This is a genomic window from Paenibacillus humicus NBRC 102415 (assembly GCF_004000905.1).
Classification (GTDB): Bacteria; Bacillota; Bacilli; order Paenibacillales; family Paenibacillaceae; genus Paenibacillus_O; species Paenibacillus_O humicus.
The window spans coordinates 1-25,446 of the sequence record NZ_BIMD01000027.1 but is presented as its reverse complement, the minus strand read 5'-3'; the positions used below and the strand labels follow the sequence as shown (position 1 = coordinate 25,446).

Annotated in this window: 28 protein-coding genes and 1 riboswitch; of the genes, 19 read left to right on the top strand and 9 right to left on the bottom strand. The window is 60.2% G+C overall.

Features of this window, described 5'->3' with window-relative positions:
* The first annotated feature begins 42 nt into the window (after nucleotides 1-42).
* Nucleotides 43-151: riboswitch (TPP riboswitch) on the top strand.
* 145 nt (nucleotides 152-296) lie between these two features.
* From PHU01S_RS16105 to PHU01S_RS16085, 5 genes are read left to right on the top strand one after another with little or no spacing between them, the layout of a single operon-like run.
* Nucleotides 297-1,379, top strand: a complete 1,083-nt coding sequence (locus PHU01S_RS16105; protein ID WP_048749822.1) for an ABC transporter substrate-binding protein — start codon at nucleotides 297-299, stop codon at nucleotides 1,377-1,379.
* Between the two features lie 29 nt (nucleotides 1,380-1,408).
* A complete protein-coding gene (locus PHU01S_RS16100; protein ID WP_048749819.1) occupies nucleotides 1,409-1,711 on the top strand; it encodes a thiamine-binding protein in 303 nt (100 codons plus the stop codon).
* Complete coding sequence (locus PHU01S_RS16095) at nucleotides 1,701-2,477, top strand: ABC transporter permease (protein WP_048749817.1); 777 nt, start codon at nucleotides 1,701-1,703, stop codon at nucleotides 2,475-2,477. Before PHU01S_RS16100 ends, PHU01S_RS16095 begins: the two co-directional genes overlap by 11 nt.
* On the top strand, nucleotides 2,474-3,250 hold the full coding sequence (locus tag PHU01S_RS16090; RefSeq protein ID WP_127508489.1) for an ABC transporter ATP-binding protein: 777 nt from the start codon (nucleotides 2,474-2,476) through the stop codon (nucleotides 3,248-3,250). Before PHU01S_RS16095 ends, PHU01S_RS16090 begins: the two co-directional genes overlap by 4 nt.
* Nucleotides 3,247-4,053 (top strand): TatD family hydrolase, encoded by an 807-nt coding sequence (locus PHU01S_RS16085; RefSeq protein WP_127508486.1) that lies wholly within the window; start codon nucleotides 3,247-3,249, stop codon nucleotides 4,051-4,053. The genes PHU01S_RS16090 and PHU01S_RS16085 overlap by 4 nt, the downstream gene beginning before the upstream one ends.
* Nucleotides 4,054-4,095: 42 nt before the next feature.
* Here PHU01S_RS16085 and PHU01S_RS16080 read toward each other — a convergent pair whose 3' ends face one another.
* The 4 genes from PHU01S_RS16080 to PHU01S_RS16065 form a co-directional block, all read right to left on the bottom strand.
* Nucleotides 4,096-4,665: a TetR/AcrR family transcriptional regulator gene (locus PHU01S_RS16080; protein ID WP_021880482.1), complete on the bottom strand. Its 570-nt coding sequence runs from the start codon at nucleotides 4,663-4,665 to the stop codon at nucleotides 4,096-4,098.
* Nucleotides 4,643-5,380 carry an MBL fold metallo-hydrolase gene (locus tag PHU01S_RS16075; RefSeq protein ID WP_048748667.1) on the bottom strand — a complete coding sequence of 246 codons (738 nt, stop codon included), beginning with the start codon at nucleotides 5,378-5,380 and terminating at the stop codon, nucleotides 4,643-4,645. Before PHU01S_RS16075 ends, PHU01S_RS16080 begins: the two co-directional genes overlap by 23 nt.
* Nucleotides 5,381-5,615: 235 nt before the next feature.
* A complete protein-coding gene (locus PHU01S_RS16070; RefSeq protein WP_127508483.1) occupies nucleotides 5,616-6,188 on the bottom strand; it encodes a GNAT family N-acetyltransferase in 573 nt (190 codons plus the stop codon).
* A 263-nt stretch (nucleotides 6,189-6,451) separates the two neighbouring features.
* Nucleotides 6,452-7,633: a YhgE/Pip domain-containing protein gene (locus tag PHU01S_RS16065; protein ID WP_127508480.1), complete on the bottom strand. Its 1,182-nt coding sequence runs from the start codon at nucleotides 7,631-7,633 to the stop codon at nucleotides 6,452-6,454.
* A gap of 176 nt (nucleotides 7,634-7,809) precedes the next feature.
* Between PHU01S_RS16065 and PHU01S_RS16060 the strand changes: the two genes are divergently transcribed.
* The 4 genes from PHU01S_RS16060 (at nucleotide 7,810) to def (ending at nucleotide 10,379) form a co-directional block, all read left to right on the top strand.
* On the top strand, nucleotides 7,810-8,454 hold the full coding sequence (locus PHU01S_RS16060; RefSeq protein ID WP_048748669.1) for a TetR/AcrR family transcriptional regulator: 645 nt from the start codon (nucleotides 7,810-7,812) through the stop codon (nucleotides 8,452-8,454).
* Between the two features lie 44 nt (nucleotides 8,455-8,498).
* Entirely contained in the window at nucleotides 8,499-9,203 is a 705-nt protein-coding gene (locus tag PHU01S_RS16055; protein ID WP_127508477.1) for a class I SAM-dependent methyltransferase, read from the top strand.
* 99 nt (nucleotides 9,204-9,302) lie between these two features.
* Nucleotides 9,303-9,839: a GrpB family protein gene (locus tag PHU01S_RS16050; protein WP_246029252.1), complete on the top strand. Its 537-nt coding sequence runs from the start codon at nucleotides 9,303-9,305 to the stop codon at nucleotides 9,837-9,839.
* A 24-nt stretch (nucleotides 9,840-9,863) separates the two neighbouring features.
* Nucleotides 9,864-10,379, top strand: a complete 516-nt coding sequence (gene def, locus PHU01S_RS16045) for a peptide deformylase (RefSeq protein ID WP_127508474.1) — start codon at nucleotides 9,864-9,866, stop codon at nucleotides 10,377-10,379.
* 69 nt (nucleotides 10,380-10,448) lie between these two features.
* Here def and PHU01S_RS16040 read toward each other — a convergent pair whose 3' ends face one another.
* A complete protein-coding gene (locus tag PHU01S_RS16040; RefSeq protein WP_127508470.1) occupies nucleotides 10,449-11,048 on the bottom strand; it encodes a TetR/AcrR family transcriptional regulator in 600 nt (199 codons plus the stop codon).
* 213 nt (nucleotides 11,049-11,261) lie between these two features.
* On the opposite strand from PHU01S_RS16040, the gene PHU01S_RS16035 reads away from it, so the two are divergent.
* The 3 genes from PHU01S_RS16035 to PHU01S_RS16025 all read left to right on the top strand — a co-directional run bounded on the left by PHU01S_RS16035 (nucleotide 11,262) and on the right by PHU01S_RS16025 (nucleotide 15,444).
* Nucleotides 11,262-12,761 carry a DHA2 family efflux MFS transporter permease subunit gene (locus PHU01S_RS16035; RefSeq protein ID WP_127508468.1) on the top strand — a complete coding sequence of 500 codons (1,500 nt, stop codon included), beginning with the start codon at nucleotides 11,262-11,264 and terminating at the stop codon, nucleotides 12,759-12,761.
* Between the two features lie 311 nt (nucleotides 12,762-13,072).
* The gene (miaB, locus tag PHU01S_RS16030) at nucleotides 13,073-14,566 is read left to right on the top strand and encodes a tRNA (N6-isopentenyl adenosine(37)-C2)-methylthiotransferase MiaB (protein ID WP_218032462.1); all 1,494 of its coding nucleotides are present in this window, start codon (nucleotides 13,073-13,075) and stop codon (nucleotides 14,564-14,566) included.
* A gap of 125 nt (nucleotides 14,567-14,691) precedes the next feature.
* Complete coding sequence (locus tag PHU01S_RS16025) at nucleotides 14,692-15,444, top strand: glycoside hydrolase domain-containing protein (RefSeq protein WP_084781324.1); 753 nt, start codon at nucleotides 14,692-14,694, stop codon at nucleotides 15,442-15,444.
* Between the two features lie 76 nt (nucleotides 15,445-15,520).
* Here PHU01S_RS16025 and PHU01S_RS25845 read toward each other — a convergent pair whose 3' ends face one another.
* Nucleotides 15,521-15,670: a hypothetical protein gene (locus PHU01S_RS25845; protein WP_157053916.1), complete on the bottom strand. Its 150-nt coding sequence runs from the start codon at nucleotides 15,668-15,670 to the stop codon at nucleotides 15,521-15,523.
* Nucleotides 15,671-15,859: 189 nt separating this feature from the next.
* Here PHU01S_RS25845 and PHU01S_RS16020 point away from each other — a divergent pair, with 189 nt between their 5' ends.
* The 3 genes from PHU01S_RS16020 (at nucleotide 15,860) to PHU01S_RS16010 (ending at nucleotide 19,421) form a co-directional block, all read left to right on the top strand.
* Nucleotides 15,860-17,026, top strand: a complete 1,167-nt coding sequence (locus PHU01S_RS16020; RefSeq protein WP_069202432.1) for a phosphodiester glycosidase family protein — start codon at nucleotides 15,860-15,862, stop codon at nucleotides 17,024-17,026.
* Between the two features lie 237 nt (nucleotides 17,027-17,263).
* The gene (locus PHU01S_RS16015) at nucleotides 17,264-18,700 is read left to right on the top strand and encodes an amino acid ABC transporter substrate-binding protein/permease (RefSeq protein ID WP_127508462.1); all 1,437 of its coding nucleotides are present in this window, start codon (nucleotides 17,264-17,266) and stop codon (nucleotides 18,698-18,700) included.
* Complete coding sequence (locus tag PHU01S_RS16010) at nucleotides 18,693-19,421, top strand: amino acid ABC transporter ATP-binding protein (RefSeq protein ID WP_048749336.1); 729 nt, start codon at nucleotides 18,693-18,695, stop codon at nucleotides 19,419-19,421. The genes PHU01S_RS16015 and PHU01S_RS16010 overlap by 8 nt, the downstream gene beginning before the upstream one ends.
* 69 nt (nucleotides 19,422-19,490) lie before the next feature.
* Here PHU01S_RS16010 and PHU01S_RS16005 read toward each other — a convergent pair whose 3' ends face one another.
* Nucleotides 19,491-19,922 carry a NucA/NucB deoxyribonuclease domain-containing protein gene (locus PHU01S_RS16005; protein WP_048749337.1) on the bottom strand — a complete coding sequence of 144 codons (432 nt, stop codon included), beginning with the start codon at nucleotides 19,920-19,922 and terminating at the stop codon, nucleotides 19,491-19,493.
* Nucleotides 19,923-20,113: 191 nt separating this feature from the next.
* Here PHU01S_RS16005 and PHU01S_RS16000 point away from each other — a divergent pair, with 191 nt between their 5' ends.
* The 3 genes from PHU01S_RS16000 to PHU01S_RS15990 all read left to right on the top strand — a co-directional run bounded on the left by PHU01S_RS16000 (nucleotide 20,114) and on the right by PHU01S_RS15990 (nucleotide 21,985).
* Nucleotides 20,114-21,001 carry a hypothetical protein gene (locus PHU01S_RS16000; RefSeq protein ID WP_127508459.1) on the top strand — a complete coding sequence of 296 codons (888 nt, stop codon included), beginning with the start codon at nucleotides 20,114-20,116 and terminating at the stop codon, nucleotides 20,999-21,001.
* Nucleotides 21,002-21,158: 157 nt separating this feature from the next.
* A complete protein-coding gene (locus tag PHU01S_RS15995; RefSeq protein WP_127508456.1) occupies nucleotides 21,159-21,464 on the top strand; it encodes a hypothetical protein in 306 nt (101 codons plus the stop codon).
* A gap of 38 nt (nucleotides 21,465-21,502) precedes the next feature.
* Nucleotides 21,503-21,985 carry a pyrophosphohydrolase domain-containing protein gene (locus PHU01S_RS15990; protein ID WP_232313308.1) on the top strand — a complete coding sequence of 161 codons (483 nt, stop codon included), beginning with the start codon at nucleotides 21,503-21,505 and terminating at the stop codon, nucleotides 21,983-21,985.
* Between the two features lie 136 nt (nucleotides 21,986-22,121).
* On the opposite strand, the gene PHU01S_RS15985 is transcribed toward PHU01S_RS15990, so the two are convergent.
* Nucleotides 22,122-22,484, bottom strand: a complete 363-nt coding sequence (locus PHU01S_RS15985; RefSeq protein ID WP_218032459.1) for a hypothetical protein — start codon at nucleotides 22,482-22,484, stop codon at nucleotides 22,122-22,124.
* A gap of 449 nt (nucleotides 22,485-22,933) precedes the next feature.
* Between PHU01S_RS15985 and PHU01S_RS15980 the strand changes: the two genes are divergently transcribed.
* Nucleotides 22,934-24,664, top strand: coding sequence for a ribonuclease J (locus tag PHU01S_RS15980; protein WP_127508453.1), 1,731 nt, complete (start codon nucleotides 22,934-22,936; stop codon nucleotides 24,662-24,664).
* Nucleotides 24,665-24,674: 10 nt separating this feature from the next.
* Here PHU01S_RS15980 and rocF read toward each other — a convergent pair.
* Nucleotides 24,675-25,446: arginase (gene rocF, locus PHU01S_RS15975; protein WP_127508450.1), on the bottom strand; the 772-nt coding region annotated here is incomplete at its 5' end.

The window sequence follows — 25,446 nt, the reverse complement described above, 5'->3', positions numbered from 1 at the left end:
TGCAATAAAAGGCTTCTCTGCTATAATGGCTCTATTGACAACCGAATGAGCCTGGGGAGCTGGCGTACGCCGGCTGAGAGGGGAGAAGCATCCCGACCCGTTAAACCTGATCTGGATAATGCCAGCGTAGGAACCGCATGTCATCCGAGCCTTTTGCCGCCCTCGGGCGCAAAAGGATTCACGTGACGAAGACGTCTTCCTTGGGAGACGTCTTTTTTTTATTGTTCCTCTCATGCTGGCGCTCCGGACAAGGCCCGGGCGGGCTCACGGCTGCGAGAGAAAGAAGGGGAAGCAACATGGGCATTTCAAGCGGGATGGGCAAAAAAGCGGGGCTGGCCGCACTTGTTCTGGCGACGCTGCTGGCAGGCTGCGGCGGGAACGGGAACGGCGCAAGCGGCGGGAACAACGGCAGCGGGAACAGCGGCACAGCGACGCCTGCGCCTTCCGGCAGCGCCGGAACGAGCACGTCCGCGCCGGTCAAGAAGGTGAAGGTCGTCCTCGACTGGACGCCGAACACGAATCATACCGGCCTGTACGTCGCCCGGGACAAGGGCTTTTTCCTGAACCACGGCCTCGACGTCGAGATCGTGCAGCCGCCGGAGGGGACGGCAGCCGACACGCTGGTCGCCAAGGGAGAGGCTGAATTCGGCGTCGGCTACCAGGAGAACATTACGCTCGCCCGCAGCGAGGGATTGCCGCTCGTGTCGCTGGCGGCCGTCATCCAGCACAACACTTCCGGCTTTGCTTCGCCGGAGGCCAAGGGCATCAAGGAGCCGAAGGCATTCGAGGGCAAAACCTACGGCGGCTGGGGAGCCCCGGTCGAGCAGGAGGTCATCTCCTCGCTCATGCAGGAGCAGGGCGCCGATGTCGGCAAGGTCAAGATCGTCAACATGGGCAACGCGGACTTTTTCACCGCCGTGAAGCGGAATATCGACTTCGCCTGGATCTATTACGCCTGGACAGGGGTGGAGGCGGAGCTGCGCGGGGAGAAGCTGAACATGGTGTACTTGACCGACTACAGCAAGAAGCTGGATTATTACACGCCGGTGCTGGAAACGAGCGAAAAGCTGATCCAGGAAAGCCCTGATGTGGTGAAGGCGTTCATGGCCGGAGCTTCCGAGGGTTACGCCTACGCGATCTCCGAACCCGACGCCGCCGCGGACATCCTGATCAAGGCCGTTCCGGACCTCAATCCGGAGCTGGTGCGCGCCAGCCAGAAGTGGCTGAGCCCCAAATATCAGGATGACGCTCCCCGCTGGGGCGAGCAGAAGGCGGAAGTCTGGACGAATTATGCCGAATGGATGCATGAGCACAAGCTGCTGGACACCTTGCCGGATCTGTCCAAGGCGTTCACGAACGATTACTTGCCGGCATCCTGATGCCGGCTGACGGGGAGAGGGAACCGGATATGGCCAATGCGCTTGTAAGCATTCAGATTTTGCCGACGACGCCCGGCGGGGAAAGCGTGCTTCCGTACGTGGACCGGGCGATCGAGATCATCAAGGAGGCCGGCGTGCCGTACCGCGTCGCGCCGCTCGAGACGACGATGGAGGGCGACCTCGTGCGCCTGCTCGCCGTCGTCGCGGAGATGAGCAAGGAGATGGCGGCGATGGGCTGCCCCTCCGTCATCTCTCAGGTGAAGATATACTACAACCCGGAGAACGGCGCCTCGATGGACCGGCTGCTGGAAAAATACCCGGATGGACAGTAGAACGATACGCTGGAGGGCTCTGCTGCCTCCGGTCGTCGTCATGGCCGCCTTCCTGCTCTTGTGGGAGGCGGCCGTGCGTCTGTCCGGGACGGAGGCGTGGCTGCTGCCCGCCCCGAGCGATATCGCCCGGGATGCCTGGTCGGCGCGCCCGAGGCTGGCGCAGCACACGGGCGCGACCTTGAGCCTGACGCTGCTCGGCTTCGCCGGGGGCGCGGCCGCAGGCCTGCTGCTGGGAGCTGTCCTGCATTTGCTGCCGCTCGTGCGATCGGGCTTCTATCCGCTGCTCGTCCTGTCGCAGAACATTCCTGTCATCGCAATCGGGCCGCTGCTCGTCATCTGGTTCGGCTTCGGACTGCTGCCGAAGCTGCTGCTCGTCATGCTCGTCTGCTTTTTTCCCGTCTGCGTCGCCATGCTCGGCGGCCTGCAGGGAGCCGACCCGGGCCTGGAGCGGTACATGCGGATGATCGGAGCGGGCCGCTGGCGCCGCTTCCTCGGCCTGGAGCTGCCGGGCGCGCTGCCGCAGCTGTTCTCGGGCCTCAAGATCGCGGCTTCGTACAGCGTGACGAGCGCGGTCGTGGCGGAGTGGATCGGCTCCGACCGGGGGCTCGGCTACTTCATGCTGCTGTCCTCCAAGGGCTTCAAGACTTCGCTTGTATTCGCCGGAGTCGCGCTTGTCGTGATGCTCAGCCTGATGCTGTTCGCGGCCGTCGCAGGCGCGGAGAAGCTGACGCTGCGCTGGCGGCCGCGCAAGGAGGATGGAAGATGAACGTGCTGGAAATACGGAATCTGCGCAAGTCGTTCGGCAGCGGGGGCCGTCGCGTCGAGGTGCTTGGCGGAGTGTGCCTGACGGTGGGCGAAGGCGAATTCGTCTCGCTCGTCGGCCCTTCCGGCAGCGGCAAAACGACGCTGCTCAGCCTCATCGGGGGGCTGGAGCGGCCGGACTCCGGCGAAATTATGCTCGCCGGGAAGCCGGCTTCGGAGGGAGCCGGCCGCGCCGCGTATATGCCGCAGCAGGCAGCCCTGCTGCCGTGGCGCACGGTCCGGGGCAACATCGAGCTGGCGCTGCGCATCGCGGGCCGAGACCGCGCCGAAGCGAAGCGCCTCGCCGACGAGGGGCTGCGCAGGCTCGGACTGGAAGCCTATGCCCGCTCTTACCCGCATGTGCTGTCCGGCGGCATGCAGCAGCGAGTCTCGTTCCTGCGCGCGCTGCTGTCGCCGCAGCCGCTCATGCTGCTCGACGAGCCGTTCGGCGCGCTTGATGCGCTGACGCGGCAGCGGATGCAGCGCTGGCTGCTGTCGCTGTGGGAGGAGGAGCGCCGCTCGGTGCTGTTCGTCACGCATTCCATCGAGGAGGCGCTGCTGCTGTCCGACCGCGTTCTCGTCCTGTCGGCATCGCCGGCCGTCGTCGTTCGGGAGCTCCAGGTTCCGTTTGCGCGGCCGCGCAGCGCAATGCTGGGAAGCGATCCGCGGTTCGGCGAGCTGAAGGAGTCTCTCTATGAATCGCTCGGAAGCCTGGAAGAGGGGGATATGCCGTTATGAAACCGATCCATCTGCCTCTCGTCGATGCCCATATCCATCTGGAGCAGTATGCTGCGGATGAGCTGGAAGCGATGCTCGAGCAGTTGTTCAACGGCGGCGTGGCCGCTGTCGTGGCCGTATCCATGGATCTGGATTCCGCCGAGCGGACGCGCAAGCTGGCCGGGCGGCATCCGGGCCGGATCATGCCCGCTTATGGCTGGCATCCCGAGCAGGAGCTGCCGGACGAGGCCGAAATGCAGGCGCTTCTGGCCTGGATCCGGAATCGCCATGAAGCCGGGGAAGCGTTCGCGATCGGAGAGGTCGGACTTCCCTATTACATGCGGACGGAAGCGCAAGCGGAGGGAAAAGGGTTCGACGAATCCGGGTACTTGCGCATCTTGAGGGAATTCGTCTCCCTTGCCGCCGACACCGGCCGTCCGATCATTCTGCACGCCATCTACGAGGATGCCGCCAAGGCGGCGGAGCTGCTGCGGGAATTCGGCGTCGCACGCGCGCATTTTCACTGGTACAAGGGAGATGAGGCCACGACGAGAATGCTTGCGGATGCCGGATGGTACGTCTCGCTCACTCCGGATGTGCTGTACGAGGAGGAAATCCGCCTGCTTGCCGCCACATACCCGCTTGAGCGCCTCATGACGGAGACGGACGGTCCCTGGCCGTTCGAAGGGCCGTTCGCCGGGCAGGCGACCCATCCCCTTATGATTCGGGAGTCGGTCAGGGAGATTGCCCGACTGAGAGGAATGGACGAGCGGGAGGCTGCCTCTATGCTGGCCGCGAACGCGCGCAGATTGTATTTTTCCTGAACACAAAGGCGGCGCCCGGATCCTATCCGGGCGCCGCTTCGGTTATTTTGCCAGCTGGCGAAGTCCCTCCATGTACGTATCCACCAGCATGCGAAACGTAACGTTGAGGTCAAGCGGCATGCCGAAGCCTCCGATTCTTTCCAGCGAGGCGAAGCCATGCAGCAGGCTGCGGATGCCGCGCACCGCGTGGATGGCGGCATCGCCCTGCAGCCCGAAGCCCGACATGGCTTCGAGCGCAAGCCGCACGATGGTGCCGCCTGCCTGCTGAAGCTGCTCGTCGTCCGGCTCGGGAGCCCTTTGGATCCCCTCGTAAAGCCCAGGATGCGATCGCGCGAACTGAAGATAAGCGGCGCAGAACGATTTCAAGGCTTCGTCGCCTTGCTTGCCGTCGAGCGCCAGCGCGAGGCGTTCGTTAAGCCGCTCCAGCGCGTTCAGGGCGAGCAGTCTCCGAAGCTCGGGCAGTCCCGCGACATGATTGTAGAGAGAGGGAGAGCGGACATTCAGCTTCTGGGCCAGCGACGCCAGCGTTACGGCCTCGAAGCCTTGGGCGTCGGCCAGCTCGGCCGCCGCTCCCAGCAGCGTCCCTTGATCAAGACCGATTCGCGGCGACATGGCTTTTGCCTCCTTGGCGGAATTCGGCTTGCCGGATGGCCCGCTCCAGAACGGCTGCGGGCTGCTGTATCATCCGTCCATGCCCGGCAGCGATAAGCGAGGGCTTGAGCGCGGCGAGCTTGCGGGCAGACTCCAGCGCAGCGTCCGCGTTCCAGGTAGCCATGGCCGGAAATGGGAACAAAATCCGCATCTGGCCGCTGACGGCGAAGCCGCCGCGGACTTGGAACGCATCCCCGACAACGAGCGCGCGGCTCCGCGCATCGAGAAACGCCATCGAGCCGGGAGTGTGTCCGGGTGCGGCGATGGCGGTCAGCGAACCGATCCGGTCTCCGTCCCGCAGCAGCACGTCGGGGCGGGTCTTCACCTTCTTCGGAATATCGCCGCGGATCGGAGTGGACGGTTCTCCCTCGTCCAGAGACAAATCCCCGTCGAGCAGTCTGGCATCCCGGGCCGACAGGTAGACGGGAACGTAAGGAAGGGCTTCTCTGAGAGCGTCAAGCGCTCCGACATGGTCGCCGTGGGCATGCGTCAGCACGATGCGGGTGATCGGTTTGCCGATGATTTTGGCCGCTTCCATAATGCCCTTCGAGCTGTAGGGAAGCGCGGCGTCGATCAGCGTCAATCCGTCTTCCTCTTCGACGAAATAAGCGTTGACCGGGAACAGGCGGGGAAGGAAAGCCAGCTGGTGCACCGTTTGATGACGAACCGTTTTCATGGGGGCCGCTCCTTTTATTGAAAACTAATCTAATTAGCTTTAATATAACTAATGCAATTAGCTTTTGCAAGCCCCCATTTCCGAGCGGTTCCCTTGGATGGATAAGGAGCTGCAGGATGCGGCCATTCGTTCCTCCCTATGAAGAAGACCGCCAGCATAAAAACAGCGGCAGAACCGTTTGGGCTCCCAAGCCCGGTTCTGCCGCTGTCATGTGGCTGCCGTGAGATCAAGTCGCCTACCATAGCATTCGTTCGCCGAGCTCCAGTTGCACGCCGCCTGATCGGAACGCATCGCGACGGCTGCGGGCTCTCGGGGACGCGAGATGAAGCATGGTCGCGAGGCCGAGGGAATCGCTGCGGAAAGGCCGCTCGCGAGTGCCGCCGATCAAGGCCAGCCCGTCGGCCCGTTCCCATCCGCCCCGGGAATAAAAGGAGACCAGATCCGGATGGCAGGTGAACAGGCTGACATCGGCGTTTTGCGACATCGTGTAGGAAAAGGCTTCCCGGATCAGCTTCAGGCCGAAGCCTTTCCGGCGATAGAGCGGATTCGTCAGCACTTCGCTGATTCCAAAGGCTTCGTACGTCTCTCCCTCATGAAAAATCGTCGTACGAGGGACGGCGAGATGGCAGATGACGACGCCATCGTCGACATAAATCAGCGAATAAGGCCGGGTGGACGGATTGCCTGGCCAAGCGACGGGCTCCCCGTCCTGGAACGCTTGGGGCCATTCCGTCCGCATGAAGGCTATGATCTGGTCTTTCAGGTGTGCAGGACAGTCCTCCTGGGGAATCTGCAGCAGTTCCATCATGGCATTCGTTCTCCTTGTCTCGTCAGGCTGCGCCGATAACAGCAGTCGGCTGCCTGTCCTGTCAGGATACCCGAACTCGGCTTGGAAATGAAGCCCGGCCCATTACCGAACGCCAAGCTGTCCCTGCCGGCTGCGCCCGGTTCTCTCTGCAGCCGCCGTTCAAGCCGGACGGCCGCAGTCAAGATGCCGGCCGCAGTCGGAAGACGGGCTGGATTTCCAGGCCTCATGCCGGCCCGGTCTCGCTCGGCGATCGGAGCAGACCGTCACGCCGACGCCGGGACCGTTTCGGTCTTGCCGGCGGCCCGGGATTTTTTCCATCCCGATCCCAGCAGCGCGAGAAGGAACGCGCCTGCGATGCCCGCCAGCACGGCGGCGCTGCCTCCTGCCGAATCCAGACCGCCGAAGTACATCACTTCCCTCATGCCGTAGGCCGCGAAACGAAGCGGAGTCCACGAATAAATCCAGAAATGAGTCGTATCGGTCAGAAATTCCGGAGCCATGTTGAGCAGCGGCATGGAGAAGAACATGAGCAGGACGAGGATCGCCATCGCCGGGAGCCCGATCCAGTTGAGCAGCGCGGACTGCAGCATATAGAAGGTGACGGCGGCCAGCCACAGGAACAGCCAGGTGTCCAGCGAATGCGCAAGCTCCATGCCGTACCAGGAGGAAGCGGTCCACACCAGGAAGCCCGAAGCAATGCCGGCGATGGCGACGCCGATGACCGGCTGCCAGGCGACCGCCGCCGGCCTTCCCGCTCCCGACTGGATCGCTTTTCCTCCGGCCAGGAACAGCATCATGGCGGTGACGAGGCTGCCCATCCACATGATCTGGGTGAGCAGGCCGGGTGCGCTGCCGGAAGCGTTGTTCGCTCCTACGGGATGAACGGTTTCTTCCTGCACCTGAATCGGGGAGAGGAGAGCCTGGGCGACGGTGACCGGAAGCTGCTGCGATTTCTGGGCGATTCCGGCGAGCATCGACTTGGACAGCTCCGCTCCCGCCATGCTCATGACCTGGCCCAATCCTTGCCTGAGAACGGTCGAAGCCTGGGCATTCAGGCCTTCGCTGACAAGAACCCGCACAGCGGGCTGCTGCGGAGAGGCGCCGGCTATCGAGGCGACGCCGGAGCTGAGATCGGCGGGCAGGATAAGCGCTCCATAATACTCTCTGGCGTCCAAGGCCTCCCGTGCAGCTTGCTCCGAATCGAGGACGGTCCATTTGATCGGCAGCTTGTCATTGGAGAGCAGCTGCTCCTTCAGCTTTTCGCCGACCGCCAGCGAGCCGCCGCCGGGAAGATCCGCAGGATGGTCGAGGACGACCAGAGCCGCGGGAACCTCCTTCGGCTTCGTGCCCAGCACGGACCCCATCATTGCCGCGCCGAACACGACAAGAACGGCCAGAACGATGATTGTTCCAGCCCACACCATTTTTTGCTTGAATATAGCCATGGCTTCTATCGACTCCTTCTCTATCTATTAATGAACACTCTGTTGAATACAAAGCACGTTGTTAATTATAATGAGAACAGCAGAAAGCACAATGATCACATTTCTCCGAAGTGTCGAGTACTCGCCACGATGAGATGGAGTGTTCATTAGCAGGTTGATTTTCGGGAGGAAAAGACATGCAGGACAACGCAAACAAGCCGGACCGGAGGCAGGCTCGGACGAAGCAGCTGCTTTATGAAGCGCTCATGGACCTCGTCAGGGAAAAAGGAGCGGAGAATGTGACCGTGACCGACATCGCCAGCCGCGCGAACATCAACCGGGGGACGTTCTACCTGCACTACCGGGACGTGCCGGATATGCTCCAGCAGCTGAAGGACGATGTGTTCAGCCGGATCCGGGCTAAGGTCGAGAAGCTGGATATAAAGGAGGCGTGGGCTTATGCGGATCGGGACGAAGCCTATCCCCAAGGCGTAATCGTTTTTGACGAGCTGGCTAAGCATGCCGATTTTTTGCGCACGATGGTCGGAGCTCAAGGAGATATGTCCTATGCCCTGCGCTTCCGCGAGCTGTTCACGGCCCATATCTATGAGAAGGTCAAATACGTGCCGGAAGGCAAGTCGATCATGCCGCCGGATTACTTCGTCGCTTATGTGACATCGGCCAACTTCGGCTTCCTCATGCACTGGATCGAGTCGGGCATGAACCTGACCTCCGAGGAGATGGCGAGGATCATGATCCGCCTCATGCACTATGGGCCGCTGGTGTCGCTCGGCTTGAAGGAAGTTCCGCCTGGAGGGGCGAAGATAGCGGAGGAGCGCTGAAGCCTGCCGGTTCCGTCGAGCGCTCTATGAAGGGAGGCAAGCAGATGAATCGCTTACAGCGCACTCGTGCCTATGAAAAGGAATACCATGATGATTGCTACGAAAATCGAATCTTGTTCGAGAGCGGCTCCTGGCTGGAAAAGCCGGTGCGGACCGTGCTCGACCTGTTCGAACAGCTGGAACGCCCGAACGGCCTCCGCCTTCTGGATCTTGGCTGCGGGGTCGGCCGCAACAGCATTCCGCTGGCTTCGCGGCTTTCCGGCACCGGGGGCAAGGTCGTCTGCGTCGATCTGCTGGAGTCCGCCATCTGCCATTTGGAGAAGTACGGCCGCGAGCATGGAGTGGAGGAGGAGCTGGAGCTGCATCGATGCGACATCGCAGCCTTCCGAATCGAGCCGGATCGGTACGACTATATCTTCTCGGTGTCCAGCCTGGAGCATCTGGACTCGATGGACTCCTTCGTGAAGGTGCTGGGCGCGATGGCGGCGGGGACGCGAACGGGAGGCATTCACTGCCTCATCGTCAATGCGGGAGTCAAGGAAGTGTGTCTGACGACGGGCGAAGAGCTGGATCCGAAGTTCGAGCTGATGCTGGATACGGAGGAGCTGGGCTCACTGCTGGCGGAGAAGTACCGGGGCTGGGAGCTGCTGCGCCATGCCGTGAAGCCGTACGAGCTTGAGATCCAGCGCGACGGCGAGCCGGTATCTCTCCGGAGCGATGTCGTGACCTGGGCAGCGAGGAAGAAATAGAACTAGGATATCCATATGGGAACGAACGTTCTACTATAGGGTGGGAAGGACAAGAGTCCGCTGGCCCTAGTTTCCAGACCTCAAAGGAGGTGAAGCGAGTTGGGAACGAGCCAGGTCATCGTCATGGAATACGATCCGTCATGGCAAACGGAATATGAAAGCGAAAAGGCCCGCATTCTTGCCGCGCTGGCCGGGGAGAGCATATGGGTGGAGCATATCGGCAGCACCTCGGTGCCGGGTCTTGCCGCCAAGCCGATTGTGGACATAGCTGTCGGCGTGGCGCATTTGTCCATCGCCGACGCATTCATCCAGCCGCTCGCGGCAATCGGGTATGAATATGTGCCCAAGCCGGAATTCCCCCCGCGGCGCTTTTTCCGGCAGGGCGAATGGGGAAAGGGAACCCATCATCTGCATGTCTACGAGATCGGGAGCGAGGAGTGGAAGGGCAATCTGCTGTTCCGCGACAGCCTCCGCAGCGATCCGGGACTGCGGAGGCAATATGCCGAGCTGAAGGCTGATTTGGCCAGCCGGCATCCGGATGACCGGGCAGCTTATACCGCTCATAAGGGGCCGTTCATTCGGACCGTGATGGAGCGGGCCGGGAAGCAGGCACAGGGCAGGGTGACGAGTCCATAAAGCCATAGAAGGGAGAGCCGAATAATGGCCGTAAAAGAAATCTTGCCGTTCGGAGACCCGATTCTCCGCCGCAGGGCGCGCGAGGTCGACAGCGTCGATGAGCGGACGATCCGCTATCTCGACAGCCTCGCCGAGACGCTGTACGCCCGGGAGGGCAGAGCGGGACTTGCCGCTCCGCAGGTCGGCATCCTGCGGCGCCTCATCGTGATGGACTGCGGAGAGGGCTTGATCGAGCTCATCAATCCGGAGATCATCCACCGGGAAGGCGAGCAGACAGGTGCGGAAGGCTGCCTCTCCCTGCCGGGGTATTACGGCAACGTGACGCGCTCGCAGAAGGTGCAGGTACGGACGCTGAACCGGTCGGGCGAGACGGTCGTGCTGCACGGAGAAGGCTACTTGGCCCGGTGCATGCAGCATGAGATCGATCATTTGGACGGAATCCTGTATGTGGACCACGTCCGTGACAGCTGGCTGACCGAGGAGCACACGGGACGAAAGGCCAATCTCCTTCCGATCCTGCAGCTGAGCCGGAGGACTTGAGATTTGGACACGTCGGAGCGGAGTCTGGATCCCTTCAGAAACGGCACTCCGTCGGAACCTTGCCGGTTTTTATTCCACCGCGTCGTTCGTTTTGGTCATGATCGCGAAATGCTTGGCCAGGAAGGCCGGCGAATAAGGCATGTCGTTCCTCACCCAAGCTACGATGGTTCCGATCAGGGCGGCGGAACCGTACCAGATCGCGATGTCCTTTGGAGTGCCTGATTTCGTGAACGCCAAGTCGCTGCCCGATCGTTCGATCCTCAAGGCAATCGATTCCGACAGCATCTTGAGCAGCCGCTCCGTAAAGATCGGCGTCCGTTTCGAACCGAGAACAATCTTGTAGAACTTGGAATGCGCGGCGATATGCTCAAGCAGATGGACCAGCATCCGCGATTCGGTTTGTTCCGGCGTTCGATCGTTCGCCTCGGATTGGTTCCATACCCGCCGGATATCCTCCACCATATCGTCCGCCATCTTCTCCAGCATGTCGGGAATATCGCGATAGTGCAAATAAAAGGTGACGCGGTTGATCGTTGCGCGCTCCGCGATCCGGTTGACGGATATTTTTTCGAGATCCATTTCCTGCAGAAGATCGATCAGAGCATCCTTCAACAGCTGCCGCGTCCGGAGCACTCGGGGATCGACACGAGGTTTGGCGGGGTCTGTCATGGTTTTTGGCTCCTTCATCAGATACTTTACAAAAATCCAGTTTATGTCTGTTATGTGCGAATTGAACGACATATCCCCACAAACTGCTGACTAGTTTACATTTTGCCCCGATGCGTTACTTGTAAGATACTTCTTTCCGAATATAATCTAATTTATACAGTGTTGATTATCTTACACATTGTAAATTAAGTCTAGATTATAGGTTTGGAGAGGATGGAGCAAGTGAACGCAAGCAAGGAATTGAACGCAAGTACGATAAAAAAGGGACCGATCTTGTTCATCATGATTTTGGGAGCCTTTTTAGCGACGCTGAATCAAACGATCATGAGCGTCGCCACTCCGGAATTGATGAATGATTTCAACATTACGGCTGCGACCGCGCAGTGGCTGACGACGGGTTATATGCTCGTCAACGGGGTGCTGATCCCGATTACCGCCTTCTTCATGCAGCGGTTCACGACGAGGCAGCTGTTCCAGGCCTCCATGATGATCTTCCTTGTCGGAACGATCGTATCGGCTCTCTCGCACAGCTTCCCGGTCCTGTTGACCGGTCGGATGATCCAGGCGGCAGGCGCAGGCATCATCATGCCGCTGCTCATGAATGTCATTCTGACGCTGTTCCCTCCGGAGAAGCGGGGAGCCGCCATGGGGATGATGGGCCTGGCCATCATTTTCGCCCCGGCTATCGGCCCGACGCTCGCCGGCTACATTCTGGAACATTACGCCTGGGAAACTCTGTTCTACGGAATGATTCCCTTTACTCTTATCGTCATCGTCTGCGGATTCATCTTCTTGCGCAATGTATCCGAGCGGGGCCATGCCAAGATCGACGTGCTCAGCGTTCTTCTGTCCACCGTCGGCTTCGGCGCCTTGCTCTACGGCTTCAGCCGGGCCGCCGGCAAAGGCTGGTCCAGCGCGGAAGTCATCGCGACCATCGCTGCCGGCGTGCTGGCTCTCGTCCTGTTCTCGGTGCGGCAGCTGATCTCCAAAAGTCCGCTGCTTGACCTGCGGGCGTTCAAGTACAATATGTTCTCCTTGACGACGATCATCAATGTCGCGATTACGATGGTGATGTACGCGGATATGATGCTGCTTCCGCTCTATCTCCAAAATGCCCGGGGCTACACGGCTCTCGAATCCGGCCTGCTGCTGCTTCCCGGCGCGCTTGTCATGGGCTTCATGATGCCGGTCGCCGGCAAGCTGTTCGACCGCTTCGGCGCCAAGTGGCTGGCTGTTGCAGGCTTGATCATCACCATCGTGACGACAATCGGCTTTACGGATCTGACGGACTCCACCAGCTATACGTATCTGGTCCTCATGTCCACAGGCCGCCGGATCGGGATGGCGCTGCTGCTGATGCCGGTGCAAACCGCAGGCTTGAACCAATTGCCGAACCGGCTTAATGCGCATGGCACCGCCATCTCCAACACGGTGCGGCAGGTAGCCGGAGCCGTGGGCACATCCCTGCTCATTACCGTCATGTCCAGCCGGGCCAAAACGCATGCGGCGGAAATGATGTCTTCGGGAGCGGCCCAGACGAAAGAGCAGCTTGCGATGCAGGCTTCCATCCAAGGCATCAACGATGCCTACCTCGTCATCGTCGGCATCGGCGTTGTCGCGCTGCTCCTGTCCTTCTTCATCAAGAAAGTGAAGCAAGCGACGGAAGTGGAATCCACAAGCACGGCGACAAATTCAGCCGTGCAAGAAGCTTAAGCGGGCCCGCGGCGGCAGCAGCCGGCTTCCGCAAGCCAGCCTGTCCAGACGGCTTTCCTTTTCGAGAAGGAAGGCCGTCTTTTTTCCATTTGGACCGCAAGGCTCCGCATGCCGGTGCGGCAGGACGGACACTGAAAGCGCCTGTTGGACGCCCCCCTTACTGCGGCATGCAGGGCATGGTAAGATGAAGCCATTCGGGTTCGAATTCGAGCAGGGAAAGCATCATTAAAGCCGATGCCGCTGCAGAAGAGGAGGAAACCATTTTGTCCAAGGATTACTCCAAGTACTTTGATTTTTCGAATGCCAAGCTTATGCGCCAGGAGGACGGAAAGACGGCCTACCGCATCAACGGCCGTACGATCCAGATCAGCTCGGCTCCGTCCTACAAGGAGGAGAAGAAGCGCGGCAAGGAAGAGGTGGAGATCCACCGGGGGTTCCGCATTCCCGAGCGGATGAAGGATTTCGGCCGGGGCAAGCGCTATCTGATCCGCACCTACGGCTGCCAGATGAACGAGCATGACACCGAGGCCATGCGAGGCATGTTCGAGCAGATGGGATATGAGGCGACGGACGAGTACGCCCTGTCCGACGTCATCCTGCTCAACACCTGCGCGATCCGCGAGAATGCGGAGGACAAGGTGTTCGGCGAGCTGGGACATCTAAAAAAGCTCAAGACCGAACGGCCCGGCCTGCTGCTCGGCATTTGCGGCTGCATGCCGCAGGAGGAGACGGTCGTCGGCCGCATTCTCCAAAAGCATGGCTTCGTCGACATGGTCTTCGGAACCCACAACATCCATCGGCTGCCCCAGTTGCTCGAGGAAGCGGCGCTGAGCAAGGAAATGGTCGTCGAGGTATGGTCCAAGGAAGGCGACATCATCGAGAACATGCCCAAGAAGCGCGAGGGGCTTCGGGCATGGGTGAACATCATGTACGGCTGCGACAAGTTCTGCACGTACTGCATCGTCCCGTATACGCGCGGCAAGGAGCGCAGCCGCCGTCCGGAGGATGTGCTGGCCGAGGTCCGGGAGCTGGCCGCGCGAGGCTTCAAGGAAGTGACGCTGCTCGGCCAGAACGTCAATGCCTACGGCAAGGATTTCGAGGATATGCATTACCGGTTCGGAGATCTGATGCGGGATATATCCGGCATCGCCGTCCCGAGGGTCCGGTTCACGACCTCCCATCCGCGCGACTTCGACGATCAGCTCATATCCGTGCTCGCGCAGCGGGGCAATCTCGTGGAGCATATCCACCTGCCGGTCCAGTCCGGCAGCACGGAGGTGCTGAAGAGGATGAGCCGCAAGTATACGAGAGAGGCGTATCTGGAGCTGGCGAGCAAAATCCGGGCTGCGATTCCGGACGCGGTGCTGACCAGCGACATCATCGTCGGATTTCCCGGCGAGACGGAGGAGCAGTTCGAGGAGACGCTGTCGCTCGTTCGCGAGGTCAGGTTCGACTTCGCCTATACGTTCATCTATTCGCCGCGGGAGGGGACTCCGGCTGCAGGCATGGAGAACGACGTGCCGGAAGAGGTCAAGAAAGCCCGGCTGCTGCGGCTGAACGCCCTGCTCGCGGAGATCGGCCGGGAAGCCCACGAGGCGCTGCTGGGGCGGACGGTTGAAGTGCTGGTCGAGAGCGAGAGCAAGAACCGGCCGGATGTCCTGTCCGGGCGCACGCGCAGCAACAAGCTCGTTCATCTGGAAGGGCCGAAGTCGCTCATCGGACAGTTCGTCCAGGTGAAGATCGTCGATGCCCACACCTGGTACATCAAGGGAGAGATCGCGGCGGAGACGAGCGAGGCGGGTTAGGATCCATAGCAGGCTGCGGCGGCAGCCTGCTATTTTTGATGGCTGGAGCGGCGCCAGCCCGAGAGAATCCGGAAGTCCGATCATAGACTGATAGGGAGAGTTCGGATGCAAGGAGGAGAGGGAAAATGAAAGGAATCGATTGCGCGGTTCCGTTGACGGTTTCAACGGCCAAGGCGGCGGCCGCAGCCGGCTATGTTTTCGCTTGCCGCTACCTGGTGCCGGCGGCGTATGCCTGGAAGAGGCTGACGCGCGCCGAGGCCGAGGCCATCACGGGAGCGGGCATGATGATCGTCTCCGTATACGAGACGGTGAACAACCGTGCGGCCTCGGGAGCCGCGGCAGGCAAGGCCGACGGAGCGGCGGCGCTTCTGGAGGCGCAAGCCGTCGGGCAGCCGGCCGGCAGCGTCGTCTATTTCGCCGTCGACTATGATGCCCAGGCATCGGATTTTGACGCTATCGAGGCCTACCTGAAGGCGGCGCGGGCGCAGATTCCGGCCTATCGGATCGGCGTGTACGGCTCCTATGCCGTCGTGGAGGAGATGGCCAGGCGAGGAGCGGCCCAGGCTTTTTGGCAGACGTATTCCTGGAGCCGGGGCAGGCTCAGCAGCCGCGCCAATATCCGCCAGTACAGCAACGATCAGAAGCTTGCGGGCATGACGGTGGATTTCAACGAATCTTTCGGAGGAGAAGGATGGTGGAACACGATGGCATCGGCGTTCAAGGATGTGCCCGACAGCTATTGGGCGAGCTCGGCCATTGAGAGAGCGGTGAAGGAAAATCTGATGGGAGGGTATCCTGACGGGACCTTCAAGCCGGATCAGCCGCTTACGCGGGCGGAGATGGCAGTCATCCTGTCCCGTCTGCTCGACCGGGGCTGAGCCCGCCGGGAGGCAGGGAGAAGAGCAAGCGGCAGCCGGGAATGTCCGGCTGCCGCTTTTTAGTTACGGCCTGCCTTCAATCGATCGGAAGGCGGGAATGTTTTTGACCAGAAGCAGAAGGAGGGAGACGAAAGCCATCAAGCCTTCCATGGCCGCCAGCAGGATGCCTTTCCAGCGGATCTGCTAGAGCAGCCGGAAAGAGAAGGATGCCGTTGTACCGTTTCATGCGCAGCCCCCTTTTCATCGCTATCAAAGGTATTGCTTTCCACTCGCATGCTTCCAAATCCTCCCTTTCTTCCGGAAAAGGCTAACAGCGGCAAGCGTTGAGGTCGACATAAATAAAGGCGGCCGGACCGCGGCTGCAGTGCGGTTGGTCTGCGACTACAGCAAGGCTGGAACGAAAGGGAGTCAGGCAATGAAGACATCATCTGCAAGCCGAAAATCGAGGGGAATGCTGCTGCTGGCGGCAGCATCGCTGCTTCCAGGCCTGGCGCTGGGAGCCGTTCCGGCTCAAGCGGCGGAGAAAACATACGGATACACGGACGCCGACGCGTCGTTCGTGCCGCTCCGCGCGCTCAAGCAGCTGCCCGGAGTAAGCGTGTCCTGGGACGCAGGCAAAGGGACGGCCGAAATCGTGCGGGACGGCAGCAAGGCTGTCCTGACGATCGGCAACAAAGAAGCCGTCGCAAACGGGGAGAAGGCCTCCCTGAATAGAGCTCCCTTTCTGGAAAACGGGGCTGCTTACGTGCCCCTTTCCTTTTTGAGCAAGCAATTCGGCATTGGGACGGAACGGCTTGTGTCGGCTAATGCCGTGTCCCTGTCTCTGGACGGCGAGAAGCTCAGGCTGCCGCTCGTGCCGAGAGGCGCCTTCAGCGTGGCGAGAAAGCCGATCGTCATCGAAAGCAAGTCGGTCAAGGCGGCAGGCAGAAGCTTCTCCGTCCAGGCGGCGACAGTGTCGCTGATGGACCCCCGCGTCGACCTGGAGGTGGCTGTCGCCGGAGGCAAGGCGGGCCGCACCGAAGAGCTGGCGGCGATGGCGAAGCGCGGAGGGGCGGTTCTCGCCGTCAACGGAGCTTTCTTTGATGCCTATACCGATTCCAGCGTCAAAAATCCCTACGGCTACCTGTTCAATGGAGGGCAGATGCTCTACAAGAGCTCCGGCGACAAAAAGACGGTCGTCGCCTTCGATTCCAATATGCTGACGGAGCTGCTGTCCGGCGCCGAGTTCGAAGCCCGCTATCGGGACGGCGGCGTGGACGGAGCCGTACAGGCAGGACCAAGGCTGCTGAAGGATGGCGTTGCGGCGATTGATCCGAAGGCGGAAGGCTTCCGCGATCCGAAGATACTGACGGGCGGCGGTTCCCGCAGCGCGCTGGGCTTGACCTCCGACCATAAGCTGATCATTGTGACGACCGGAGGCGCGACCATTCCGCAGCTGGCGGCCGTGATGAAGAGCCTCGGCGCCTGGCAGGCGATGAATCTCGACGGCGGCGCTTCGAGCGGCCTTTATTACGACGGCAAGTATTTGACGAGGCCGGGCCGCCTTCTGAGCAACGCCTTGATGGTCCGTCTGGTGAAATGATTGCAGGCGGATGACATCCCCCCGCAGCTCCGCTAGGCGATAAAGAGCCTTTGAATCGCTGGAACGGAATGAAGCTGGCCCCGGTATTCCGCCGGGGCTTTTTGGCATGCTAATCCAGAGGCCTTTCGCAAACGGCATCGAAATTTGGTACAATGAAAAATCCCCGCCGAATGCGTAAATCGTGGGGGATTCGTTTATAAGCATTTGTACGGTTTGAAAAAGAATGCGGAGGTCTGTATGAAATCATTGCGCGCTTTATGGTTTACAATGGCAGTTGTGCTGTTTGCGGCGGCGGGAATGGCCGGGTACGCCCAGCCGGCTTCGGCGGCCGAGCAGGCCGTCAAAACGTATGACATCGCCACGGATGTCACGTTCGCTCCGTTCGAGTTCCAGGATGCCAACGGCCAGTATGTCGGCATCGATATGGATCTGATCCGGGCGATCGCGGAGGACCAGAACTTCAAGGTCAACATCAAGCCGCTCGGCTTTAACGCAGCCGTACAGGCGCTGGAGGCGAAGCAGGTGGACGGCGTCATCGCCGGCATGAGCATCACCGACGAGCGCAAGGCGAAGTTCGACTTTTCCACTCCGTACTTCACATCCGGGGTGATCATGGCGGTCAAGGCCGACAACGACTCCATCAAAGGCTATGAGGATCTCAAGGGCAAGCGGGTAGCGGTCAAAACCGGTACGGAAGGATATTCGTATGCGGAATCCATCAGCGCCCGATACGGCTTCACGCTCGTGCCGTTCGATGACTCCGCCCAGATGTACGACGAGGTCAAGGGGGGCAACTCGGCCGCTTGCTTCGACGATTACCCCGTGCTCGAGTATGGAGTCAAGCAGAACAACGGCCTGAAAACGGTCGGTGAGCGGACCGAAGGGGCTTCCTATGGTTTTGCGGTAGGGAAGGGCCAAAACGCCGAGCTGCTGGAAAAGTTCAACCAAGGCTTTGCGAACCTGGAGCAAAACGGCAAGCTGAAAGAAATCAAAGAAAAATACCTCGTAGCTTCTGCGAACAAGACCGGCTGGGCGCTCGTCGCCGAATCGCTGCCGGCGCTGCTCAAGGGACTCGGCAAAACGCTGCTGTACACAATCGTATCGCTCTTCTTCGCCTTCATTCTGGGTCTGATCTTCGGCTTCATGAAGGTCGGCCGCAATCGCTGGCTGCGCGGCATCGCCACGGTATTCGTGGACGTCTTCCGCGGCATACCGCTGATCGTGCTGGCATTCTTCATTTATTTCGGCATTCCGCAGGCGCTCGACTTCAAGATGCCGCTCTTCCTGGCGGCCGTCCTGACGCTCTCGCTCAACGCCGGCGCGTATATGACGGAGATCATCCGCGGCGGCATCCAGTCCATCGACCGCGGCCAGATGGAAGCGGCGCGCTCGCTGGGCTTGTCCTACCGCAAGTCGATGATCAAAATCGTCATTCCGCAGGCGGTGAAGGTCATGATTCCATCCTTCATCAACCAGATGGTCATCACGCTCAAGGATACGTCGATCCTGTCCGTCATCGGACTCGTGGAGCTGACCCAGTCGGGCAAGATCATCATCGCCCGCACGTTCGAGTCGTTCAACATCTGGGCGACGGTAGCGGTCATGTACCTCATCGTCATCACGGTGCTGACGAAGATTGCCGACGGGATGGAAAGGAAGATCAAGAATGGGTAAAATCAGCGTCACCGGACTTAAAAAGAGCTTCGGCACGAACCATGTCCTCAAAGGCATCGACCTGAAGGTCCAGGAAGGCGAGGTCGTCTGCGTCATCGGACCTTCCGGCTCCGGCAAGAGCACCTTGCTGCGCTGCCTGAACCGGCTGGAGGACATTACGGAAGGCACGGTCATCGTGGACGAGATGGACATCAACGACCGCCGCACGGACATCAACAAGGTTCGCGAGAACATCGGCATGGTGTTCCAGCATTTCAACCTGTTCCCCAATATGACGGTGCTCAAAAACATCATGTTCGCTCCCGTGGAGCTGAACAAGCTGAAGACGGAGGAAGCCAGGGCCGCTGCCCTGAAGCTGCTCGACCGGGTCGGACTGGCGGACAAGGCGGATGCCTATCCGGCCTCGCTGTCCGGCGGGCAGAAGCAGCGCGTCGCGATCGCCCGCGCGCTGGCGATGAACCCCGACATCATGCTGTTCGACGAGCCGACCTCGGCTCTCGATCCGGAAATGGTCGGCGAGGTGCTCGGCGTCATGAAGGATCTGGCCCGCGAAGGCATGACGATGGTCATCGTCACCCACGAGATGGGCTTCGCCCGCGAGGTGGCCGACCGCGTCATCTTCATGGACGGCGGTTATATCGTGGAGGAGGGCTCGCCGGAGCAGGTGTTCGGCAGTCCGAAGCATGAGCGTACGATCAGCTTCCTGGACAAGGTATTGTAGGGTGAAAAAAAGCGTTCCGCACCTGTGCGACAGGGCGGAACGCTTTTTTTTGTGCGACAGGGCCGGCCCTCAGCGGACGACTATGCGGACTCTCGTCCCGTCCGGATAGTCGCTCAGCTGGTTGCCGATCCACGAGCCGGCGCCCCTGTTGTCGGAGGATTTGACGTAAGCGACATCGGCGCCGCTGCCTCCTTCTCGGCACATCGCCATCGGCCATTCGTCCCGGTCGTATTTCTTTTTGGTCGGAACGCCTTTGAGCGACAGCTTGCGGTTCTCCTCCGCTCCTTCCCTTTCAATCGTGCAGATGGAGGAGGCGCCTTTGGAGACGGCGCTGCGGATATGCTCCGCCGTCTCCGGGTAGCGGTCGGACGGAAAATAGATCGTGACGTCGTGGCCCGCAGGAGCGGAGGGCGTCTGCTCCCATTGTATGCTGCAGCCGCCTGCGAAGGCAGCCAGCAGGAGCAGCAGGGCCAGGCTCCATAACGGCAAAAGTTTCTTCATGTTGTCGATCCTGTTCCTTTCCGTGGCTTCGCCGCAAGTATGTACTAGAAAAGTATACCAGCGCGGAGGAGGAAAAAAAGACTTGAATTGTCACAAGCAGGCCCGAAAGGGCTAGTCTAAGCGGCTCCAAGCTTCTATAAACTGTAGAAACGGCCTTTAGGGCAGATGCGGTTCCGCTTGGAGGAGGAGGCATGGGCAAGCTGAGAATCGGGATGGCGCTGATGGTGCTGATGATTGTTTTGGCTTTGCGCGCAGGTGCGGCCGAGCCGGCTGCTGCCGCCGCAGGCAGGCCGCTCATGGGGGCGGATGAGCGGGGGATGACGGCAGGGATATCTTTCCTCTCAAATCCTTTGCCGAATGTTTCGGAGAGAGCGGGCAGAGAGGTTCAAAAGCAATCAGGGGAAGCGGCAGATGCTGGACATACAGGAGCGGCCGAGCTGCCAGGAGATTACGGCGATGCAGGAAATTCGGAGCTGGCGGGAGCTGATGGGGAGGCGGCCGCTGCCGTGACCGGCATGCAAGGGATGGACCACGGTAAACCGGCTGGCGGGGCGGAGACGTTTGGATATGCGGCTGCCAAAGTAGTGTCCTTGCTGGCGGCTGGTATAGCCGTCTTCTACTATACGCTTCGAATTCGATGGATGAGGAGCGCGCCGCGCATGCATCTCATGATGGCCTGCATGACGCTCGCGATGGCGGCGGGGCTGACGGGCGGGACTCTGCTGACTCTCGTCACGGCCAGCTTTTCGCTCTCTGCGATGGCCGCAGCGGCGGCCTGCGCTGCAGCCGGCTATATGGCGGGCAGCCCCCACGGAGTCTTGCCTTCTCTTGAAGGAGCTCTTGCCGGGCTTATGGGCGGACTGATGGGGGGCATGATGGGCTACATGTCGCTCGCGGATCATCCATTTGCCGTGCTGGCATTCGTGGATGGGGCGCTTGCTGCGGCGGCCGTTCTGCTGTCGAGGCTGCTCCGGGAGTGCTCGGTCCTGCTCGCCGCCGCCGAACAGAAGGAGCCATGGCAGGGCGAGGAAGGCGGCTCTTTCGAAGAGCGGCTGGTCCAGAATTTCGTAGGCGATTAGGTATAAATGTCCGGGAACCGGGCATCATGAGGATATCGGCGTCGAGAGATGCCGTAGACACCGCGGAGAAGGCTTACGTTTCCCCATAAGCTCTTCGTCCGGTTTCTCCTCTCCCATGATAAGGGCGCCCCGCAAGGGGCGCCCGATTTTTTTGTTCATGATTGCCGCCCTTCGAGAAGAAATTCTTCTTGCAGACGGTCATGGGAAGACATATGGTTTTGCCGCAAGACGAGCCGCAAAAATAAAAGAGTCCGCTGGTTTCGAGCGGACTCTTTTATTTTTTTGTAGCATTCAAGCTGCAGCAGGCGCCGCTGCGGAAGGAGCCGGAGCGATTTCTCGGTCAATGGTGGGGACGGAGGACATGCCTGCCGCCAAGGCGCTAATAAACATAAAGACCGACTGCGGCAGCCAGGCTGGAAGCCGCCGCGGCCTTTCTCATGTGTTTGCCGCGGTGGTACAATGAATGACGTTGAACTCATTTGTGAAGGGGCTGCGGAAAACATGGACAAGCAATATGAGCAGGTGAGGCGATTCCACGCCGCCTTCGGGGCTCCGGTTGCGGAAGCTCCGACGATGGCTTCCAGAGGAGAAGGGGAAGCCGCGGCCGAAGCCGGACGGGCGACCGAGGAGCTGGCGGGCCGGATGAAGGCAGCCTCTCTGCAGGGGCAAGGCGGAAGGGCGCTGGCGAGAGCATCGTGGATGACCGAGGAAATCGGCGAATTTTTGGCTGCGGAGACGGTTGAGGATCAGGCCGATGCGCTGATCGACTTGATGTATTTCGCGCTGGGGACTTTTGTCGAGATGGGCGTGGAGCCGGAGAGGCTGTTCGAGATCGTGCATGCCGCCAATATGGCCAAGCTCGGACCGGACGGAAAGCCGATCTACAACGAGCAGGGCAAGGTCGCCAAGCCGGCTGGCTGGCAGGCGCCCGAGCCGCTGCTGATCGCAGAGATCGAACGGCAGAAGGAAACGGCGAAAGCCTAACCGAAGCCTAGGCCGGCCCATGGAGCCGTTGAAGCGAGAAACGCCGAATCCTCTTCCTTTTTAGGGAGAGGGTCCGGTGTTTTTTTTAGCAGGCTTAGGTAGACTTAAGGGTTGATTTATGCTCAAAAAAAGGGAGCTAAGCACCCGAGGTTACTTTCTTTTTTAATTTTGACTCCACGATAAGAACGACAGGGTATGCAGCAATTAAACTGAGGGTGAAAGAAATGGATTTCTCAAATATGTCTCGAAACTTCTCCTGAGACCAGCCGTCCTCACCAATAATCGAGTACGCCACTAGATTTGAACTTCCAATTCCATCGTTTGCTTCTGGAATTAGGCTTTGAGTATAGTTTTGAGCAAGACAACCAGCAGCTACAATGGATAAAACAACAGCGAGGGCGAAACCTTTCGAATATGGGTTAGAAAGCCCGGCTCTTCCAATCGAAAATATTGAGATGGCAATAAATATGAGACAGATAAGCATAAATAACATCTTCACACCTCTGATTTCGCTATTCGTAATGACTTATTTGTTGCTTGGACTAAATAGAGGCAAGAATCAACTAACACAGTTTTCATATTCGATGAGGTATTTTCATATTACTTGCTGCCTATATACTTGCTGTCTATATACTGTTGTCTATATAACAGAACCAAGCCCAATAATGTTGCAGCTAGTTGGTTGAAACCCCATTGAAGCGGTAAATGAGCTAAGCCCTTTGCGTTCGCATAGGAGCTGAATGCCCCCAGGCATCCTTGTCCGATACAACACATTCGACACCCAAGAGGGCTGCTTCATTCAAAGGGTCCTTCTTAAGGGGCGCAATTCTCGCCGTGCATGGGACCCCATTAGACAGCTTTTTCATTTTTCCGTCCAAGCGCATTTCGTCCGGCACAATCGGGAATCCCAATATCATCATCGGCAGGAAGCGAATCGGAGGAATCGGAATGGATGGAGTCAAGGAAGAACGGCGCGGGCATTTGTCGGAAATTGAAGAGGCAGGAGGGCAGGGACGGCCTTCCGGCCTGCTCGCGGCAGCTCTCGGAGGCGTCAACGAAATCGGCAAGAACATGTACATGCTTCAGTGCGGAGACGATATCGTCCTGATCGACTGCGGCTCCAAGTTTCCGGACGAAAGCCAGCCCGGCGTCGATCTGATCGTGCCGGATCTGTCCTATTTGCTCGAGCGCAAGGACCAGGTGCGGGCGCTTCTTGTGACGCACGGACATGAAGACCATATCGGAGGCATCCCCTATTTATTGAAGCAGCTGCCTGTGCCGGTGTACGCGACGAGGCTGACGATGGGGCTGATCGAGATCAAGCTCAAGGAGCATGGCCTGATGGGCGGAGCGCAGCTTCATATCATTGACGCAGACTCGGCCGTCGAGCTGGGCAGCTGTTTCAGGACGGCTTTTTTCACGATCAGCCACAGCATCCCGGACTGTCTGGGCATCGTTTTTGACACCCCTCAGGGAACGATCGTGCATACGGGGGATTTCAAGTTCGACATGTCTCCGGTCAGCGGTCCCTATCCCGATCTGCACCGGATGGCCGACATCGGCAGCAAGGGAGTCCAGCTGCTCCTCTCCGAGAGCACCAACGCCGAACGGCCGGGCTTTACGCCTTCGGAGAGGGTAGTCGGAGGCCATATTCTGGATGCCTTCTCCAAGGCGAAGCAGAGAGTGTTCCTGTCCACCTTCGCCTCCAACGTCAACCGGGTGCAGCAGGTCGTCGACGCCTCGGCAGCGACAGGCCGCAAGCTGGTGCTGCTCGGGAGAAGCATGGTGAATGTAGTGGATGTCGCGTCTTCTCTCGGGTACTTGAACGTGCCGGAGGAGCTGATCATCGACGCTGGCGAAGCCGGGGATCATCCGCCGGAGCGGATTGCCGTGCTGTGCACCGGCAGCCAGGGAGAGCCGATGGCGGCGCTTGCCAGGCTGGCCGCAGGGAGCCACCGCCAGATGGCCATAGCTCCGGGGGACACCGTGATCATTGCGGCCGGCGCGATTCCGGGCAACGAGCGGAGCGTCTCCCGGATCATCGACCATCTGTACCAGATCGGGGCGAGCGTCATTTACGGAGCGGGAAGCGCGACCGGCATGCATGTGTCTGGACATGGCAGCCAGGAGGAGCTGAAGCTCATGCTGACCTTGATGAAGCCGCGATATCTCATTCCGGTCCACGGAGAGTTCCGGATGCTGCATCAGCATCGCTTGCTAGCGGAAGCGGTCGGCATTCCGCAGGAGCGCGTCTTCATCCTGAACAACGGCGATACGGTAGAGCTGGCAGACGGCGAGGCGCGCAAGGGGAAATCGATTCCGGCCGGAAGCAGCCTGGTCGACGGCCTCGGACGGGATGTGGGCAAGATCGTGCTGCGGGACCGCAGGCAGCTGTCCGGCGACGGCATGCTTGTCGTCGTGGTGACGCTGAGCGAGTACGACGGGCGCATGCTGGCGAAGCCGGAAATCATCTCCCGCGGCTTCGTGTACGTCCGGGACAACGAGGAGCTGATGGCCGGCATCCAGGAGCTCGTGCTGAAGACGGTGCAAGGCTTGGAAGAAGAACAGCCGGGCCGGTGGAATCTCGTCAAGCGTTCGCTCAAGGACGATCTGGCCCGCTATATTTACGCCCGGACGAGAAGAAGGCCGATGATTCTGCCGATCGTCATCGAGGTATAGAGCCGGCCTGCTAGAGGATCTTCTCTCCGAAAAGGGAAGCCAGCAGCTCGACCGCCAGGCGGGCCGTCCGGTTCCCGCTGTCGAGCCGCGGGTTGACCTCGACCAGCTCCGCCGAGGTGAGAATGCCGGCTTCATGCAGCAGCTCCATGGCCAAATGGGCTTCGCGGTAAGACAGCCCGCCGCGCACCGGCGTGCCGGTGCCTGGCGCCTCTCCGGGATCGACGCTGTCGATGTCGAAGCTGAGATGGACGCCGTCCGATCCGTTCGAGACGATCGCGATCGCCTCCTTCATGACGTCGGCCATGCCCCTGCGGTCGATGTCGTGCATGGTGAAGCAGGCGATGCCGAGCCGGCCGATGATTTCCCGCTCCCCCTTGTCTAGGGAACGGGCTCCGACCAGCGCGATGCGCTCCGGCTGAAGCTTCGGGGAATAGCCCCCGACGGCAGCCAGGTGCGGATCTCCGAAGCCGAGGCAGGCCGCGAGCGACATGCCGTGAAGATTGCCGGACGGAGTGGTGTAAGGGGTATTGAGATCGGAATGGGCGTCGATCCACAGGACGCCCAGCCTCTGTCGGCGGGAGGCTAGGCCGGCTATGGTCCCGATGGCGATGCTGTGGTCGCCGCCGAGTATGAGGGGGAAGCCCCCGTCGGCTGCCGCAGCGGCTGCCGCAGCGGTTTCTTCGGCCATTCCCAGCACCCGGCCCCAATGCTTCATGCCTGGAGCGCTTCGGAAATCGGCCTGCAAGCTCGCCGCCGGGACGCGGGGCAGCCGAACGGCTTGC